The sequence below is a fragment of the Streptomyces virginiae genome (genome assembly GCF_000720455.1).
In the GTDB taxonomy this organism is placed as follows: Bacteria; Actinomycetota; Actinomycetes; order Streptomycetales; family Streptomycetaceae; genus Streptomyces; species Streptomyces virginiae.
This window is the reverse complement of the sequence record NZ_JOAK01000001.1, coordinates 296141-312210: the sequence shown is the minus strand read 5'-3', so window position 1 is coordinate 312210 and position 16070 is coordinate 296141. Positions and strand designations below refer to the sequence as shown.

16 protein-coding genes and 1 pseudogene are annotated in these 16070 nt (G+C 73.3%); 7 read left to right on the top strand and 10 right to left on the bottom strand.

Annotation, left to right across the window (positions count from 1 at the left end; all coding sequences use genetic code 11):
- Positions 1 to 13: 13 nt before the first annotated feature.
- Positions 14 to 1858, bottom strand: coding sequence for an NHL domain-containing thioredoxin family protein (locus IG86_RS0101500; RefSeq protein WP_030894108.1), 1845 nt, complete (start codon positions 1856 to 1858; stop codon positions 14 to 16).
- A 141-nt stretch (positions 1859 to 1999) separates the two neighbouring features.
- On the opposite strand from IG86_RS0101500, the pseudogene IG86_RS38265 reads away from it, so the two are divergent.
- Together IG86_RS38265 and IG86_RS0101490 are read left to right on the top strand one after the other, a co-directional pair.
- A pseudogene (locus IG86_RS38265) lies at positions 2000 to 2552 on the top strand (Uma2 family endonuclease).
- A 63-nt stretch (positions 2553 to 2615) separates the two neighbouring features.
- Positions 2616 to 3239, top strand: a complete 624-nt coding sequence (locus IG86_RS0101490) for an MSMEG_1061 family FMN-dependent PPOX-type flavoprotein (protein WP_324610389.1) — start codon at positions 2616 to 2618, stop codon at positions 3237 to 3239.
- On the opposite strand, the gene IG86_RS0101485 is transcribed toward IG86_RS0101490, so the two are convergent.
- Both IG86_RS0101485 and IG86_RS0101480 read right to left on the bottom strand, forming a co-directional pair.
- Entirely contained in the window at positions 3230 to 3775 is a 546-nt protein-coding gene (locus IG86_RS0101485) for a DUF4240 domain-containing protein (protein ID WP_030894106.1), read from the bottom strand. The genes IG86_RS0101490 and IG86_RS0101485 overlap by 10 nt on opposite strands.
- 28 nt (positions 3776 to 3803) lie before the next feature.
- Complete coding sequence (locus tag IG86_RS0101480; protein ID WP_030894105.1) at positions 3804 to 4604, bottom strand: ATP-grasp domain-containing protein; 801 nt, start codon at positions 4602 to 4604, stop codon at positions 3804 to 3806.
- Positions 4605 to 4636: 32 nt separating this feature from the next.
- Between IG86_RS0101480 and IG86_RS0101475 the strand changes: the two genes are divergently transcribed.
- Together IG86_RS0101475 and IG86_RS0101470 are read left to right on the top strand one after the other, a co-directional pair.
- Positions 4637 to 5140, top strand: coding sequence for an LURP-one-related/scramblase family protein (locus IG86_RS0101475; RefSeq protein WP_030894102.1), 504 nt, complete (start codon positions 4637 to 4639; stop codon positions 5138 to 5140).
- A 177-nt stretch (positions 5141 to 5317) separates the two neighbouring features.
- Positions 5318 to 5680 carry a hypothetical protein gene (locus tag IG86_RS0101470; protein WP_037847085.1) on the top strand — a complete coding sequence of 121 codons (363 nt, stop codon included), beginning with the start codon at positions 5318 to 5320 and terminating at the stop codon, positions 5678 to 5680.
- A 3-nt stretch (positions 5681 to 5683) separates the two neighbouring features.
- Here IG86_RS0101470 and IG86_RS0101465 read toward each other — a convergent pair whose 3' ends face one another.
- Complete coding sequence (locus tag IG86_RS0101465) at positions 5684 to 6463, bottom strand: carbon-nitrogen family hydrolase (RefSeq protein WP_030647720.1); 780 nt, start codon at positions 6461 to 6463, stop codon at positions 5684 to 5686.
- Positions 6464 to 6626: 163 nt separating this feature from the next.
- Here IG86_RS0101465 and IG86_RS0101460 point away from each other — a divergent pair, with 163 nt between their 5' ends.
- A complete protein-coding gene (locus IG86_RS0101460) occupies positions 6627 to 7457 on the top strand; it encodes a maleylpyruvate isomerase family mycothiol-dependent enzyme (protein WP_030817251.1) in 831 nt (276 codons plus the stop codon).
- A 37-nt stretch (positions 7458 to 7494) separates the two neighbouring features.
- On the opposite strand, the gene IG86_RS0101455 is transcribed toward IG86_RS0101460, so the two are convergent.
- Genes IG86_RS0101455 through IG86_RS0101445 form a run of 3 tightly spaced genes read right to left on the bottom strand, consistent with a single transcriptional unit; the run spans position 7495 to position 10613 of the window.
- Positions 7495 to 8484, bottom strand: coding sequence for an AraC-like ligand-binding domain-containing protein (locus IG86_RS0101455; RefSeq protein ID WP_063761484.1), 990 nt, complete (start codon positions 8482 to 8484; stop codon positions 7495 to 7497).
- 45 nt (positions 8485 to 8529) lie between these two features.
- Positions 8530 to 9966, bottom strand: a complete 1437-nt coding sequence (locus IG86_RS0101450; RefSeq protein WP_078905765.1) for an MFS transporter — start codon at positions 9964 to 9966, stop codon at positions 8530 to 8532.
- A complete protein-coding gene (locus tag IG86_RS0101445) occupies positions 9963 to 10613 on the bottom strand; it encodes a GntR family transcriptional regulator (RefSeq protein ID WP_030817245.1) in 651 nt (216 codons plus the stop codon). The genes IG86_RS0101450 and IG86_RS0101445 overlap by 4 nt, the downstream gene beginning before the upstream one ends.
- A 194-nt stretch (positions 10614 to 10807) precedes the next feature.
- On the opposite strand from IG86_RS0101445, the gene IG86_RS0101440 reads away from it, so the two are divergent.
- Positions 10808 to 12007 (top strand): DUF418 domain-containing protein, encoded by a 1200-nt coding sequence (locus tag IG86_RS0101440; RefSeq protein WP_030894094.1) that lies wholly within the window; start codon positions 10808 to 10810, stop codon positions 12005 to 12007.
- Here the strand turns inward: IG86_RS0101440 and IG86_RS0101435 are convergent.
- The 3 genes from IG86_RS0101435 to IG86_RS0101425 form a co-directional block, all read right to left on the bottom strand.
- Entirely contained in the window at positions 11970 to 12302 is a 333-nt protein-coding gene (locus IG86_RS0101435; RefSeq protein ID WP_030894091.1) for a hypothetical protein, read from the bottom strand. The two genes, IG86_RS0101440 and IG86_RS0101435, sit on opposite strands and share 38 nt — an antisense overlap.
- Positions 12303 to 12317: 15 nt before the next feature.
- A complete protein-coding gene (locus IG86_RS0101430; protein WP_234348762.1) occupies positions 12318 to 14189 on the bottom strand; it encodes a C1 family peptidase in 1872 nt (623 codons plus the stop codon).
- A 230-nt stretch (positions 14190 to 14419) separates the two neighbouring features.
- Positions 14420 to 14695 (bottom strand): glutaredoxin domain-containing protein, encoded by a 276-nt coding sequence (locus IG86_RS0101425; RefSeq protein WP_045936291.1) that lies wholly within the window; start codon positions 14693 to 14695, stop codon positions 14420 to 14422.
- A 104-nt stretch (positions 14696 to 14799) separates the two neighbouring features.
- Between IG86_RS0101425 and IG86_RS0101420 the strand changes: the two genes are divergently transcribed.
- Complete coding sequence (locus tag IG86_RS0101420; RefSeq protein WP_030894083.1) at positions 14800 to 16005, top strand: DUF1266 domain-containing protein; 1206 nt, start codon at positions 14800 to 14802, stop codon at positions 16003 to 16005.
- Positions 16006 to 16070: the final 65 nt, after the last annotated feature.

Sequence of the window (16070 nt, the reverse complement as noted above, 5' to 3'; positions counted from 1 at the left end):
CTGTCCCCCGCCGCTATCCCTCGTCGTCCATGCCCGCGAGGACGAGGGGCAGCCGGGAGGCGCCGTCGGCGGTGACACGGACGGGAACGCCCCAGTCCTGCTGGTGGACGTGGCAGGCCGGGTACTCGTTGGCCGGGTCGTCGTCGCAGGACGCCGCCATCGCCGAGACGTGCAGCACGCCCTCGGTGACGTCCGGGTTCAGCGCCAGCTCGCGGAACAGGTCGCTGCCGGCGCCCTCGCCGCCCGCCAGCAGCTCCGGCGGGGTCGAGGAGACGAGCAGGCGGGTGGAGGGCCCGTAGCGGGTGTCGAGCTTCTGCCCGCTCGGGGCCCGGAAGACCACGTCGAGGCGCAGCGTGCCGGGCGCCACCTCGGTGGCGGCGCGCTGGGTGCGGTGGGCGACCGCGTCCACCCGTACCGCCTCCTCCGGGAGCCGCAGCCGCGTCAGGCGGTGCCGGGCGGACTCGACGACCACGATGTCCTCGCCGACGAGCACGGCGTCGCTGGGCTCGCGCAGGTCGGTCGCCAGCGTCGAGACCTGGCCGGTGGCGGGGTCGTAGCGGCGCAGCGCGTGGTTGTAGGTGTCGCACACCGCGACCGAGCCGTCGGGCAGGGCGGTCACCCCGAGCGGGTGCTGGAGCAGGGCCTGGGCGGCGTCCCCGTCCCGGTGCCCGAAGTCGAACAGGCCGGTGCCGACGGCTGAGGTGACGGCGTAGCCGGTGTCGGTGGGGTGGACGTACCGCAGGGCGCTGGTCTCGGAGTCGGCGATCCACAGCCGGTCCCCGGCGGCGGCGAGCCCGGACGGCTGGGCGAACCAGGCCTCGGCGGCCGGACCGTCGTGCAGCCCCTCGTTGGTGGTGCCGGCGGCGACCTCGACGGTCCCCTGCGCCGGGTCCCAGGTCCACAGCTGGTGGACACCGGCCATGGCGATCCACACCTTGCCCTGCCACCAGGCCACGTCCCACGGCGAGGACAGGTCCACCTCGAGGGCCGGCCCGGAGGTCGGCGAGCCCTGCCACCACTGCCGCCCGGTGCCGGCGACCGTCTCGACGGCCCCGGTCTCCAGGTCCAGGACGCGCAGCGCGTGGTTGACGGTGTCGGCGACGACCACCCGGCCGTCGGGCAGCAGCGCCAGCCCCTGCGGCTCGCTGAAGCTGTCGCCGGCGAAACCGCGCTCGCCGCTGCCGATGCGGCGTACGACGCTCTCCCCGTCGGCGGCCAGCTCCACCAGCTGGTGGCGCGTGGAGTCGGAGACGAGGAGGTTCCCGCTGGGCAGCAGCAGCGCCTTGCCGGGGAAGCGCAGGTCGCTCGCGACGGGCTCGGGCGCCACGTACGGGCCGTCGCCGCGCCGCAGGGTGCCCTTGGCGCCGTGCTCGGCCTCCAGCTCCTCGACCAGCTTCGCGATGGCGTGGGCGTGCCCCTCGCCCGCGTGCTGGGCGACGACGTACCCCTCGGGGTCGATCACGACGAGCGTGGGCCACGCGCGCACGGCGTACTGCTTCCAGGTGGCGAGCTCGGGGTCGTCGAGGACGGGGTGGTGGACCTCGTAGCGCTCGACGGCGTCGACGACTGCCGCGTGGTCAGCCTCGTGCACGAACTTCGGCGAGTGCACCCCGATGATCACGACGGTGTCGCGGTGCTTCTCCTCCAGCTCGCGCAGCTCGTCGAGGACGTGCAGGCAGTTGATGCAGCAAAAGGTCCAGAAATCGAGGATCGTGATGCGTCCCCGCAGGTCGGCGAGGCTCAGGTCCTTCCCGCCGGTGTTCAGCCAGCCACCTTTGCCGATCAGCTCGGGGGCACGGACACGGGCACGCTTGCGGGGTGCGGGCGCGGGGGTGGGCGCCGGGGCAGCATCGTTCATCCTTCAAGCTTGCCATCCGCCCGTGAACGCCCCGTCACGCCGGTACGACGTTCCCTGCGGGGCCAGGGCCCCCGCCGGGGTGACGACATGGAGCGACAGCCCGTGGGAGCCTGGTCACGGGAAGCAAGGGAGGCGTCCGGAATGACCACCGCGCACGACTACGGCGAAGGCATCGACCCCGAGAGCGCGCTGAAGTACGCCATCCAGCACCACAGCGGAGACCGCACCGAGATCGTCGAAGGGGTCATCACCCACGTGACGCCGAGCTGGGACCACGAGAACGCGGCGGAGGAGATCCGCGACCAGCTTCGGCCTCGGGTCGGAGCTGGACTGCGTCACGGGGTCGGGCAACCTCGACCTTCCTGGCTCATCCAACTGGTTCGCCCCTGACCTGGCCGTCGTCCCCAAGGCACTGGCGAAAGGCGGAGGCGCTCTGCTGCCGGACCAGGTGCTGCTCGTCGTCGAGGTGACGTCCGAGTCCAACGCCGAGACCGACCGCGTCGTGAAGCGCAAGCGGTACGCCGAGTACGGGGCGCCGCTCTATCTGCTCGTCGACCGGCTGGAGCGGTCCGTCACCCTGTTCGCCGAGCCCGGGAGCCTGGGGTACACCAAGGCCGACGGGCCGCATCCGTTCGGGACGTCCGTGCGGCTGCCGGAGCCGTTCGGGATCGACCTCGACACGGGCGGCCTCTAGGAGGCGGGTAGCGTGCGGGGGGTGACGGGGAGCAGGCCGCCCAGGGGGCGGACATTCGAGGCCTTGAACGCCGGCGCCGTGCGGGACGCCGCGCAGTTGCGGGAGTTGTACGAGGAGCCGGGGGAGATGGCGCGGCGCAAGGCCGTCGACCGGATCCACGAGGCCGCGCGCGCGGTCATCGGGCGGTCGTCGCTGGTGTTCGTCGCGAGCGCCGGGGCCGGCGGGCACTGCGACGTGACGCCCCGGGGCGGGCCGCCCGGCTTCGTGGCCGTCCTCGACGAGTTCACCCTCGCCGTCCCCGACGCCACCGGCAACAAGCGGCTCGACACCGCCCACAACATCGTGGAGACGGGCCGGGCCGGGCTGATCTTCGTCATCCCGGGCCGGACCACCACGCTGCGGGTGAACGGGCGGGCCTGCGTCTCCGCCGATCCGCGGCTGCTGGAGCAGCTGACCGCCGTCGGCAAGCCGCCGCGCAGCGCGATCGTCGTGGAGGTCGAGGAGGCCTACCAGCACTGCCCGAAGGCCTTCCTGCGCAGCGGCGCGTGGAAGCCCGAGCAGTGGCTCGCCGAGGACGCCGCCCCCAGCTCCGCCGAGATCACCCTCGCCCACCTGGACATGCCCGGTCTGACCATCGAGGACGTCCGCCGGCAAGAACGGGAATCCCTGCTGTACCGCTACGAGTAGTCGAAGAGGGCGCTCAGCCGCGGCAGCCGGGTCGCCAGTTCGGCCGCGTCGTCGAAGTCGAAGTCCCAGGACGGGTCCAGGGGCGGGTAGCTGATCGTGAAGGAGTCCGCCGGGAGCTCGCGGCCGGTGGCGCTCTCGTAGGCGGTCCACGCGATCGAGAGGGCGTCCTCGTCCCAGAGCTCCAGCCCCTCCGCGGCCGCCTCGCGGACCGCCGGGTGGTCCGCGAGGGAGTCCGGGTCGGCCAGGGCGGCGTCGAAGACCGTCCGGCCCTGCGTGAGGAGCCAGCCGCGGAAGTAGTCGAAGCCGTCGTCCGAGCAGCCGCCGTTGATCATGTAGGCCGCGGCCCAGAGCGGGCTGCGGTAGGACTCCGCGAGCAGGTCCCACAGCACCTGCTGGGCCGCGGCTATCTCCGCCTGCGGACGGGCCGCGAGCAGCTCGCCCGCCCGCTGCGCCACCGCGTCCTCGTCCGTGTCCGCGTCCGCCGCCGTGTCCGCGCGGGCCGTCTCGATCAGCTGCCAGAACGTCGTCTTGTCCATGGGAAGAGCCTGGCACCCGGCACTGACATCAGCCGAGGAAGGAGTGGAGAGATCCCGTGAGGGCCGTGACGAAGGCGTCCTGCACGTGCGCGGGCACGAGGTCGAGGGACAGGTACGGGTTGAGGTCCTCCAGCTCGACGAGGAGCAGTTCGCCGGAGGGCGCCCGGCAGGCGTCCACGCGCTGGATGCCGTGGCCGAGGGTGTTCCATTCGACGAAGGAGCGGGCGAAGGCCAGGTCCTCACCGGTCGGTTCGTAGGGGCGCAGCTCCCAGCGGCGGGCCGGGTCGGGGGCGTGGAGCGCGTACTGGAAGGCGTCGTCGACGAAGTAGAAGGACACCTCGTACGTGAAGTCGATGCGCGGCTGGATCAGCACGGCCCCGGCCGGGCCGGTCGGTGTCGCGGTGAAGGTGAGGCCGATGGAGTCGGCGCCCTGCTTCGGCTTGACGACGTACTCGGGCGCCTGCGGCAGTTCCGCGAGCCGGGCCGGGTCGTCGACGGTCGGGATGACCGGGTAGCCGGCGGTCGTCAGGTCGAGGAGGTACTGCTTGCCGGCCATGTCGGCACGGCCGGTGAGGGGGTTGTAGACGGGCGTGCCGGCGGCGAGGGCGGCCGCGCGGAAGGCGTCGTACTCCTCCTGGTAGTGCAGGACCGGGCCGCTGTTGCGGACGATCACGGCGTCGAAGCCGGGCATCAGGGCGCGCGCGTCGGCGGGGTGGCACAGGGCCAGCGCGAAGTGCTCGCGCAGGCGCGAGGTGAGGAATATGTCCTCGTCGCAGTATCGGCGGCCGCGTGCGGGGTACGCCAGGTCGGTCACGTAGAGGAGTGGCATGGGGGAAACCTATCGCGGGCACTGATCAGCGCATGAAATACCTCGTTCGGGACAAAATGCTGGCCATCGGGGACGACTACTGGATCGAGGACGAGGACGGGCGGCACGCCTTCCTCGTCGACGGGAAGGCGCTGCGCTTCCGGGACACGCTGGAGCTGAAGGATCCGGACGGCCGGATCGTGATCACCCTGCGGGAGAAGCTCTTCGCCTTCCGCGACGCCATGACCCTGGAGCGGGACGAGCGGCGGCTCGCGGTGATCCGCCGCAAGCGCTTCTCGCTGCTGCGCAACCACTTCCGCGTGACGCTGGTGGAGGGCACGGAGCTCGACGTCAGCGGACGGATCCTGGACCGGGAGTTCAAGGTCGAGTACGACGGGGAGCTGCTCGCGCTCGTCTCCCGGCAGTGGTACCGGGTGCGGGAGACGTACGCGGTGGACGTGGTCCGGGAGGACGCGGACGCGGCGCTGCTGGTGGCGGTCGCGGTGTGCGTGATCCGGATGGCCGAGAAGGAACGGGAGGACGCCCTCCCGGAGTGAGCGGGACAGCGGGGACTGCGCGACAGCGCGACTGATGGGACTGCGGGACTGCGGGGCTGCGGGGCTGCGGGACTGAGTACGGGCCCGCGGAAAGATGAGCATCCGCGCTCATGCGGTGGCGGCGGGCCGGCGGCGAGGATCGTGGTCGTCCCCGCCGAACACGGAAGGAAACCCACGGTGAACCCCAGCACCCACGCGGCACTCTACGGTCCGTGGCAGCCTTCCGCGCCGGTCCGCAGGGACCGCCCCCTCGTCGTCGTGCTCGCGGGCCTGCTGTGGGCGCTCACCGCCCTTTCGGTCTCCTTGGTGGGCGGCCTCGCCTGCATCGTGCTGCTCTGGACCGCCGCGGCCGGGCAGCCCCTCGGCGGCCTGATCCCGCTGCTCCTCCTGATCCCGGCGGGGGCCGCCGCGCTCACCGCCCTGGCCCGCACTTCCCGCGTCCGCGAGATGGCCGCGTCCTCGCGGATGCTGCTCCTCGGCGCGCTGGCGTGCCCCGTCCCCACCGCCCTCGCGGTGTGGCTCTGGGTCTGGACCGGCTGAGGGTCAGCGGCCCAGGCGGCGGTCCTTGAGGGCCGGGAACTGCGAGCGGGTGTCGGCGACCTTGGCCGGGTCCAGGTCCACGGTGAGGACCTCCTCGCCGGGGCCCGCCTCCGCCAGGACCTCGCCCCACGGGTCCACCACCAGGCTGTGCCCGGCCTGTTCGACGCCCGCGTGGGTGCCGGCCAGCCCGCACGCCAGGACGTACGACTGGTCCTCGACGGCGCGCGCCCGGCTGAGCAGCGTCCAGTGCGCGCGGCGGCGCGCGGGCCAGCCGGCGGCGACGATCATCGTGGTCGCGCCGGCGTCGACCAGGCCCCGGAACAGTTCGGGGAAGCGCAGGTCGTAGCAGGTGGCGATGCCGAGGGTCTGTTCCGGCAGCTCCACCGTGGTCAGGGAGTCGCCGGCGGACATGAGGACCGCCTCGCCCTGGTCGAAGCCGAAGCGGTGGATCTTGCGGTAGGTGGCGGCCAGCTCGCCGGCCGGGGAGAGGACCAGGGCGGTGTTGTAGAGGGAGCCGTCGCCCGCGCGCTCCACGACCGAGCCCGCGTGCAGCCAGACCCCGGCGTCGCGGGCCGCCTTGGACATGGCCTCGTAGGTCGGTCCGTCCAGCGGCTCGGCCTCGGTCTCGAACTGCTCGTAGGCGAACGCACCGACCGTCCACAGCTCGGGCAGCACGACGAGATCGGAATCGTCCTGTTCCCGTACGAGATCGGCCGCACGGGCGCGCCGGGAAGACACCGACTCGCCCTCGTTCACTGCGATTTGGATCAACGAGGCGCGCACACTACCACCGTCCTGGCGTTCAAGCCGTCAACTCGGGCCTACGAATCGTCACACGAAAGCACTGCCGGGGTGCTCACAGGCAGCGTAGTTTTGGAAACTGAGTCCACTGCTTCCGAAACGCGCCACTGAACGACGCCACTGAACAGCACCGCGAGGGGTCCCGTTGACCGTCCATCCGCATCCCAGCCTTCAGCCCTATGCCGACGCGTGGACGCACTCGATCGAGGCGATATCCGAGCTGGTCCTCCCCCTGACGGAGGGCGAGTGGAACCGGGCGACGCCGTGCCCCGGCTGGTCGGTCCGTGACGTCGTCTCCCACGTCATCGGCATCGAATGCGAGCAGCTCGGCGACCCCCGGCCGATCCACACGGTGGCGCGGGACCTGCGGCACGTGGTGGACGAGTTCAGCCGGTACATGGAGGTCCAGGTCGACGTGCGGCGCCACCACACCGCGCCGGAGATGACCTCGGAGCTGGAGTACACCGTCATCCGCCGCGCGCGCCAGCTGCGCAACGAGAAGCGGGATCCGGACACGATGGTGCGCGGGCCGCTGGGCGACCAGGTGACCCTGGAACACGCGCTGCGGCTGCGGGCGTTCGACGTGTGGATCCACGAGCAGGACCTGCGGTGGGCGCTGGGGGCGCCGGGGAACTGGGACTCTCCGGGTGCGTACGTGGCGCGGGACATCCTCCTGTCCGGGCTGCCGAAGGTGGTGGCGAAGCGGGCGGGCGCCCCGGCGAACTCGGCGGTGGTGATCGACGTGCACGGGCAGCTGGAGTTCATGCGGACCGTACGGGTGGACGCGGACGGCCGCGGCACGGTGGACAAGTCCCCGTCGCTGGGCCCGGCGGTGACGCTGACCATGGACTGGGAGACGTACGTCCGGCTCGCGGCGGGCCGGGTACGGGCGCACACGGTCGCCGACCGGGTGAAGGTGGAGGGCGACGCACAGCTGGCGGAGGCCATCCTGACGCAGTTCTCCGTGACCCCGTGACCCCCTGACCCCGTGCCCCCCGTCCGCGTGATCCGGCTCAGGCGGTGGGGCTCAGCCGTACGGCCGCGGCGGCCGCGCGGCGGAATTCGGCCGGGCCTATCGCGTAGGCGGCGCGGAAGGCGCGGCTGAAGGCGGGGGCGTTGGCGAAGCCCCAGCGGGCGGCGATGTCGTGGACCGGGCGGCCGGCCAGTTCGGGCCGCGCCAGGTCGGTGCGGCAGCGTTCCAGGCGGCGCCGGCGGACGGTGGCCGCGACGCTCTCGGGCTCCTCGCGGAAGAGCAGGTGCAGGCCGCGTACGGAGATGCCGTGCGCGGCGGCGATGAGGCCCGGGGTGAGCGCCGGGTCGGCGAGGTTGTGGTCGATGAAGGCGTCGATCCGCTCGCGCAGGACTCGGGCGCGGGTCTGCGCGGGCAGCTCCCCGTAGTTGTCGAGGCGTTGCGCGAGACAGGCCGCGGCGAGGTCGGTCACCACGCCGCCGAGCCGGCGCAGCTCCTGCGGCCCGCAGGTGGAGCCGTGTTCTGCGAGCGAGGAGAGGAACCCTGCCAGGACGGCCGCCATACCGCTGTCGGCGGCGATGCGCCGGCCGAGCAGCCGGTCGGTCCGGCCGGAGCGCAGGGGCAGCGCGGTCCTCGGGAGCTGGACGACCAGCGCGTTGAGCGTGCCCTCGCCCGGGTGGCAGTCCGCCTCGAAGGGGTGCGAGGTGTCCCAGAGGATCATGTCGCCGGCGAAGAGTTCCGCGTCGCTGCCGCACTGGGACATCCACATGCGGCCGCGGGTCAGCAGGGCGAGGTGGTACTGCTCTGGGTCGCCGCGCCTGATGAGCGCGGGCGTGCGCCGCGAGCGCACGTGGGAGTACTCGAAGGACGAGACCTGGGCGGCGCCGAGGTCCAGTACGGCCGCGTCCGCCTGGAAGTCGGCGGAGCGCTCGCTGCTGAGGGCCGTCGGCATCAGGGAGCTGGAGATGATGTCGGTGAACCAGTCGAACCGCTCCACCGCCGGCACGGCGGTGGCGGAGATCTTCGTCCACATTCCGGCACCCCCTCCCGACCGCCGCTCCACGGTGGGCGGCGCGGCCTACGGCGTCTCGCGCCCTGCTGTTTCCGGCAGAGGACACGCGGTGGACCGCGGCCGCGGTTCCGGCTCCGGGCCGGACGCCTGTACGGAAACCTGCGCGGGCGCCGGTACGGACGCCGGTGCGGGTGCCTGCGCGGGGACGGTGACGCGGCCGCGGGCCGCCTCGCGGGCCAGTGCCGCGCGGCGCAGCCGCAGGATCTGGGTGACGCCGAGCGCTTCGAGCACGAACACCGTCGAGAAGGCGATGCGGTAGTCGTCGCCGGTGGCGTCGAGCAGGACGCCCACCGTCAGCAGGGTCGTCATCGAGGCGATGAAGCCGCCCATGTTGGTGATCCCGGAGGCGGTGCCCTGGCGTTCGGCCGGGTTGGCGGGGCGGGCGAAGTCGAACCCGATCATCGAAGCCGGGCCGCAGCCGCCCAGCACCAGGCACAGGGTGATCAGCAGCCACATCGGCGCGTGCCCGCCCGGGTGGACGAGGACCGCCCCCCAGAGCAGGGCCGTGAGGGCGACCGTCCCCAGCGCGAGCGGTATCCGGGAGGACTGGCGGCGGCCGATGACCTGGCCGTAGACCAGCCCGAGCGCCATGTTCGAGGCGACGACCAGCGTCAGCAGTCCGCCCGCGGTGGTCCGCGTCAGCCCCTGCGCCTCGATCAGGAAGGGCATGCCCCACAGCAGCAGGAACACCATCGCGGGGAACTGCGTGGTGAAGTGCACCCACAGGCCGAGCCGGGTGCCGGGTTCGCTCCAGGACTCCCTGATCTGGCGCCGCACGAAGCCCGCCCCGCCGGTCCGCGCCGCCGGCGCCGGCTCGTGGCCCTCCGGATGGTCGCGCAGGAACAGCACCAGCGGCACCAGCACCACCAGCCCGGCCACCGCGCTGCCGGCGAAGGCCGCGGTCCAGCCGACCCCGTGCAGGACGGGCGCGAGGACGAGGGTGGAGACGAGGTTGCCCGCCATGCCGACCAGCCCGGCCAGCTGCGCCATCAGCGGCCCGCGCCGGGCCGGGAACCAGCGGGTGCCGAGCCGCAGCACGGAGATGAAGGTCATCGCGTCGCCGCAGCCCAGCAGCGCGCGGGCGGCGAGGGCCATCTCGTAGGAGGGCGACAGCGCGAAGCCGAGCTGCCCGGTGGTGAAGAGCACCGCGCCCAGCGTCAGCACCTTCTTGGTGCCGAGCCGGTCCACCATCAGGCCGACGGGGACCTGCATGCCCGCGTAGACCAGGAGCTGGAGCAGGGAGAAGGTGGACAGGGCGGAGGCGCCGACGTGGAAGCGGTCCGCCGCTTCGAGGCCGGCCACGCCCAGGCTGGTACGGAAGATCACCGCGACGAAGTAGACCGCGACGCCGATGCACCAGACGGCGACGGCCCTCCCGCCACCCGGCGGGTCCTTCAGCTGCCCGGCGCCCACGGGCCCGGCGCTCGGCGAGCCGGCGCTCACAGGCCCGGTCCCCGCACGAGCGACTCGACCCGGCCGATGTGCCCGCGCACCGCGGCGGCCGCCGCCCCGGCGTCCCCGGCCCGCAGCGCGTCCAGGATCTCGGCGTGCTCGGCCAGCGTCCGCTCCAGCCGGTCGGGATGCGCGTGCAGCAGGGCCACGCCCATCCGCAGCTGCCGGTCGCGGAGTTGGTCGTAGAGGCGGCACAGGATCTGGTTCCCGGCGCTGCGCACGATCTCGGCGTGGAAGCCCCGGTCCGCCGCCATCATCGCGGCGAGGTCCCCCGCGGCGGCGTGCCGGCGCTGCTCGTCGAGCAGCGCTCCGAGCCGGTCCAGCAGGCCGGGTGGCGCCGGCACCGCCTTGCGTACGGTGAACTCCTCGACCAGCAGCCGGGTTTCGAGGACGTCGTTGATCTCCTGCGCGGAGACCGGCAGGACCAGGGCGCCCTTCTTCGGGTACAGCCTCAGCAGACCCTCGGTCTCCAGGCGCAGCAGCGCCTCGCGGACCGGGGTGCGGGACACCCCCACCGCCTCGGCCAGTTCGCCCTCGGTGAGGAGGGTCCCACCCTCGTAGCGCCGGTCGAGCACACCGTGCTTGACGTGCTGGTAGACGCGGTCGGCGGCGGTCGCGGTGCTGGTGGCGGCGGGCATGCGCACAGCATAGATACAACAGGGGTGCAACCCGTGGCCCGGTCCGGGATGTGGACCACGCGGCCGGGCCCCGGGCCGCCGGGACGCGGCCGGGCGTCTACGACCTCGGCCCCGACCGCCTGCACCGAAGGATGTACGACGTCTTCGTCCGCCCGCAGGACGTACCCGGCCCCGCGCGCCGGGAGCCTGGAGTCATGGCCGACACCCTCGCCCCGGTGGTCCGCACGACCACCCGGCTCCCCCTTCTGGACGTCCTGCGCGGCGCCGCGATCCTCGGCACGCTCATGACCAACGTCTGGATCTTCGCCTCACCCGGCTCGGAGTGGAGCGTCCTCCAGGGCGGCATGAAGGCGCCCGACGCACTCGCCGACCCGTCCGCCGCCACCATCGCCGAAGCCGTCTTCCGCTTCCTGGCGGACGGCAAGTTCCTGGCCCTGCTCACGGTCCTGTTCGGTGTCGGCCTGGCCATCCAGTACGACTCCGCCGCCCGGCGCGGCGAACCGTGGCCCGGCCGCTATCCGAAGCGCGCCGCCTTCCTCTTCGCCGAGGGCACCGTCCACTTCGTCCTCGTCTTCGCCTGGGACGTGCTGATGGGGTACGCCGTGACCGCCCTGCTCGTCGCCTGGCTGCTGGCCCGCTCGGAGAAGGTGCGGCGCGCGGCCATGTGGACGGCCGGCGGGGTGCACCTGGCCCTGATGGGCCTGCTGACCCTCGACGCGACGGCCCGGCCGGACGGCGCACCGAAGCACCCCGACGCGGCCGCCGTCGACCTCTACGCCCACGGGAGCTGGCCGGCGCAGGTCGCCTTCCGCCTGGACCACTTCCTCGCCCTGCGCATCGAGCCCGTCATCTCCTTCGGGCTGCTGGTCTTCCTCTTCCTCCTGGGCGTACGCCTCCACCGCGCCGGCGCCTTCGCCGCGACCGACGGCGGCCGGCGCGTCCGGACCCGGCTGGCCGCCTGGGGCCTGGGCCTCGGACTGCCCCTGAACGCCGCGACCGCCCTCGGCGGCGGCGACTTCTACCTCCTGGCCCGCTACGGGGCGGCGCCGCTGCTCGCCCTCGGCTACATCGGCCTGATCGGCATCGCCCTGGACCGGCTGTGGATCCCCGGATCCGCGGCCCGCGCCCTCGGCTCCATCGGCCGCACCGCCCTGTCCTGCTACGTCGCCCAGAACCTGCTCTGCATGCTGCTCTGCTACGGCATCGGGCTGGGCCTGGCCGACCGGGCGGCCGGCAGCGGCCCCTGGTGGGTGATGGGCCTGTGGGCGGGCGTGAGCCTGACCCTGGCTGCCGGGTCGTGGCTGTGGCTGCGCCGCTTCGACCGCGGCCCCCTGGAGGCCCTGCAGCACGCGGTCCTCAGCCCGCGCCGTCCGCGTCGCCGGCTCCCGGTCTGACCTCCACGTCCAGCACGAACTCGTCGTAGGGGGCCTCGTCCGGGTAGGGCGGCCGGACCTGCGCGAAGCGGATCCTGGCCCGGCCCCCGCCCGGGGGCCGGGCCCGTACGACGTAGCTCAGCTCCACCGCGGCCCCGGGCGGCGCTCCGCCCGCCGCACCCGCGGCCTGCGTCACCGAGACCACGTCCACGTCGCCCGTGACCTGCCAGGTCCACACGTACCCGCGCGCCCCGCGCCCGATGAGCCGCAGCTCGTACGGCTCACCGGGGCTCAGCACGACACTGCGTACCTCCACGGCCGCCCGGTCCTCTCAGACGGGGCCGATCACCGGCCCTTCGTGCCAGCCCGCGCCGTCGCGCCAGTAGTGCTGCAGGCGGCGGTCGGTGCGCAGGACGACGACTTCCAGATTGAACCCGAAGCTGCCCTGGAGCATCCCGGTGACCGAGGCGACGTCGTGGCCGAAGACCGCGCCGCGCCGCCACGGCGAGCCGCCCGCGTTGCCGCGCCACCAGTGCTCGACCCGGCCGCCGGCCACGGCCACGCACAGCTCGTAGTTCCCGGCGGTGTCCTCGTCGGCGGCCCCGTACTGGCCCTCGATCAGGCAGGGCGCGGAGATGGCGGGCGTACCGCTGCCGAAGACCTCCCCGGCGCGCCAGGCGAAGCCGTCGGGGTCGTCGCGCCACCACAGCTGCATGAGGCCGTCGGTGCGGGCGGCGACCAGGTCGAGGTGGCGCGAGCGGGTCTGGACGAGGGCGGGGCCGTAGTGGGCGATGCCGGAGGCGAAGCGTCCGCCGTCGTTCCAGGTCCAGGGGGCGCCGTTGATCCGCCACCAGTGGTTGAGCCGGCCGTCGGCGGTGCGGACGACCACCTCGAAGTTGCCGGGCTTGCCGTAGTCGCTCTGGATGAACGCCGGGGTGGAGCCGACGGCCGCGTCCCCCGGCCCGAAGACGCCGCCGTCGCGCCACACGGCGGCGGACTGCTCGTAGTACCAGTGGCGCAGCCGGCCGCCCGTGGTCACGTGCAGGGACTCCATGTTGCGGTTGTAGGTGGTCCCGGTGAAGGCGGGCTGGCCGGAGGCGTCGTTGCCGAAGGCGCCCGCGCGGGCCCAGGCGAAGGGCGCGTCGCCCTCGCGCCACCAGTGCTGGAGCCGGGCGCCCGTGGTGGTGGCGAGGAGCTCGAAGTTGCGGTGGGCGCGGCCGTTGCCGCTCTCGTAGACGTTGCCGGTGTGCAGGCGGCGCTTGGTCCACGGGTCGGGGTTGGTGCCGCGCAGCCCGCACTTGGCCCAGTGGTCGATGTCGACCTCGCCGTAGGCGATCCGTCCGTAGCCGCCGACGTGGTAGCCCGTGCCCCAGGAGTTCTTGAACAGCCAGCAGCCCGCCGCGTCGTCGTAGCCGACGACCAGCACGCAGTGTCCGCCGGCGAGCCGGTCGCTGGTGCGGTGGTAGACCCCGGAGCCGAGGCCGAAGAAGTCGTCGTAGACGTCGAAGCAGGCGGTCAGCGGGCCGACCGTGTCCAGCCACACCTTCTGCTGCTCGACGTCGCCGAGCCGGACGTAGTCGGTGACCCGCACGGTCCGGCCGGACCGGTCCCAGCTCGGCGTGTACTCGGCGCGCCAGGCGTCGCGGCGGGCGGCCGGCAGCCCAGCGGGCGGGATGCTGTACGGCCAGCAGTCCGGGTCGGCGAGACCGCCGTTCGCCGTGATCCAGTCGAGGGCGGTCTCCGGGTTGCTGCCCTGCCCGCAGCTGAAGCGCAGACCGTCGTGGACGTCCCCCTCGGAACGCTCCGCCCACACGTCGTGCTCGATGCGGGCCATGGACTCCACCAGGCCGGCGGCGCCGAAGGCCCAGCAGGAACCGCAGGGGTTCTGGTCCTTCACCTTGGTGATCCAGGGCCAGCCCCAGCGGTTGCGCCAGTCCACGGCGGCGGGCCGGGCGCCGAAGACCGGGTCCCCCGCCCCGCCGAGCAGCCCGTGGGCGGCGCGGCGGCGGGTCAGGTGGGGGTTGCCGCTCGCGTGCCCGATGAGCGCCCGCAGGTCGATCGTGCCCGCCTCCGCGGCGGGCGTCAGGTTCGCCCCGGGCTCCAGACCGAGCGAGGGCCGCGGCACCGGCTCCTCGTCGGCCAGGTGCTCCAGCACCGACCAGCGCGCCCCCCGCGCGCTCAGCTGCGCGCGCAGCTCCCCCACCGATTGAACAGACTCCTGCGGCATGGCGGCCCCCCAGCTGCAACCGTTCGGATCCGAGATCCGGGGAGCGTCCCTCCCCCGCCGGGGACCGTCAAGGGGGTCCGCACGGTCGCGCGGTGGCACGCGGGGGGCGTGCCGACGTACCTGGCCGACCCCGCCTCAGTCGCAGCCGCCACCGCCACCGCCACCGCCGACGGGCCGTCAAGGGCGTACCGGGCGTGAGGGGTCGGTCAGCCGGCGGCGAGGGCTCGTCCGACCTGGGCCAGGGAGGGGTTCACCATCGGCGGGTGGCCCGGGACGACCACCGTGGGGACGGTCTCGTTGCCGTCGGCCACCCCGCGGACGAAGGCCGCCGCGTCGGGGTCCCGCCAGATGTTCACCTTGCGGTAGGGGATCCGCGCCGCACGGAGCTGTGTGCGCAGCTTGATGCAGAAGACGCATCCCGGCCGCCAGTACAGGGTGACCACCGCACCGCCGCCGGACCCCCTGAAACCGAACCGCCCCATTCCCCAACCCCCTTGGCCCGTGTCCCACCTGCCCGGACGACAGTACCCGCGGGAAGGCGTAACGGGTCGGCCCGGCCCGCGAGGGGTCCGTATAAGGTCCCCGTATGGGCACCTGGATCGCGCCGAGCGTCATCGAGAGAGAGCTGTACGAGGCCAAGACGGCGGGAGACTGGGCGGCGTACTTCGACGTGCTCGCCCGCGCCCAGCTCTTCCTCGTGCAGCCCCGCGTGCAGGCCGACGCACACCCCGACTCGGTCTTCTTCCACCCCACCCCGGACCGCATGCTCGTCGTCCGCACCGCCGGCATGCTGCCCGCGCCCACCCCCGAGACGGTCTTCGAGTCCCGGAGCCTGGGCTGGTTCTCCAAGGTGTGGGCCGCCGACGACCCCGCCTTCCTCGCCGTGAACCCGGGCTCACCCGCCGAGGCGTACCTCACCACCACCCCCGCCGACCTGGCCCGTTGGCGGGCGCACGCGGACGCCGCGCCACGCTACGGCCTGCCCGAGGGCAAGGTCCACGCCCTGTTCACCGGCGGGCCCCTGCACGGGGACATCGCGCACGGCCTCGCCGTGGGCGGCCATCTCGCCGTCACGAACGGCGAGTTCTGGAACGCCCTCGCATACCACGGCAGCGGCTACCGGCACGAGCGCCGCCGCGTCGCGAAGAGCTGGGGCATCACCGACCGGGCCGACTGGCTCGCCACCCTCGAAGAGCTCCTGAACACCTCGGTGGTCAGCCCCGTGTGGGAGTTCGCGCTGCGCGTCCGCCGCGTCCTGGCCTCCGACTTCGCGGGGGCCGTGGACGTGGAGCACTGGCGGCACGCCGCCGAGGCGAGCATGCGCCGCAACGCCGAACGGGCCGCCGAACCGCAGCTCACCCCCGACGGGGTCACCGTCGCCCGGCCGCGTCCGCCCGCCGAGGTCGAGGGGGAGATAGCCGGCGTCAAGCGCCTCATAGGCCGGATAGCCCGCTACGAACAGCGCTTCCGGGCCGACGGACTGCTCCCCGAGGACGGCTGGGTCCGCTCCGTCGAGGCCTGGGACCTCGGACGCGCCTCCCAGATGGCCCGCTGGGGCATCGGCTGCCGCTATGGCACCCTGCACGAGGCGGAGAAGGCCGTACTGCGCGCCGGGGAGTCGGCCCGCCAGACGTACCGCTCGTGGGAGGAGTTCTCCGCCGGATACGTCCTCGGCCGGTGCCTGCACTTCGACGAGGAGGAGTTCGGCACCTGGTACACGGGCGCCCTCGCCGCCCACGTCACGCTGACCACCGACCCCGCCAGCCCCTGGCGCAACATCCCCTGGAAGTGACGGACCTCGGGTAGTCGCCGTCCCGGCCGAAATCCGCCCGCGGCGCGCCACGGAAGGCAACTAGC

What these genes read in the sequence shown, in the direction of transcription:
- IG86_RS0101500 (WP_030894108.1), bottom strand. Translation starts at nt 1,858, where the DNA reads ATGAACGATGCTGCCCCGGCGCCCACCCCCGCGCCCGCACCCCGCAAG.
- IG86_RS0101485 (WP_030894106.1), bottom strand. Translation starts at nt 3,775, where the DNA reads ATGGACAAGACGACGTTCTGGCAGCTGATCGAGACGGCCCGCGCGGAC.
- IG86_RS0101480 (WP_030894105.1), bottom strand. Translation starts at nt 4,604, where the DNA reads ATGCCACTCCTCTACGTGACCGACCTGGCGTACCCCGCACGCGGCCGC.
- IG86_RS0101475 (WP_030894102.1), top strand. Translation starts at nt 4,637, where the DNA reads ATGAAATACCTCGTTCGGGACAAAATGCTGGCCATCGGGGACGACTAC.
- IG86_RS0101455 (WP_063761484.1), bottom strand. Translation starts at nt 8,484, where the DNA reads ATGTGGACGAAGATCTCCGCCACCGCCGTGCCGGCGGTGGAGCGGTTC.
- IG86_RS0101445 (WP_030817245.1), bottom strand. Translation starts at nt 10,613, where the DNA reads ATGCCCGCCGCCACCAGCACCGCGACCGCCGCCGACCGCGTCTACCAG.
- IG86_RS0101440 (WP_030894094.1), top strand. Translation starts at nt 10,808, where the DNA reads ATGGCCGACACCCTCGCCCCGGTGGTCCGCACGACCACCCGGCTCCCC.
- IG86_RS0101425 (WP_045936291.1), bottom strand. Translation starts at nt 14,695, where the DNA reads ATGGGGCGGTTCGGTTTCAGGGGGTCCGGCGGCGGTGCGGTGGTCACC.
- IG86_RS0101420 (WP_030894083.1), top strand. Translation starts at nt 14,800, where the DNA reads ATGGGCACCTGGATCGCGCCGAGCGTCATCGAGAGAGAGCTGTACGAG.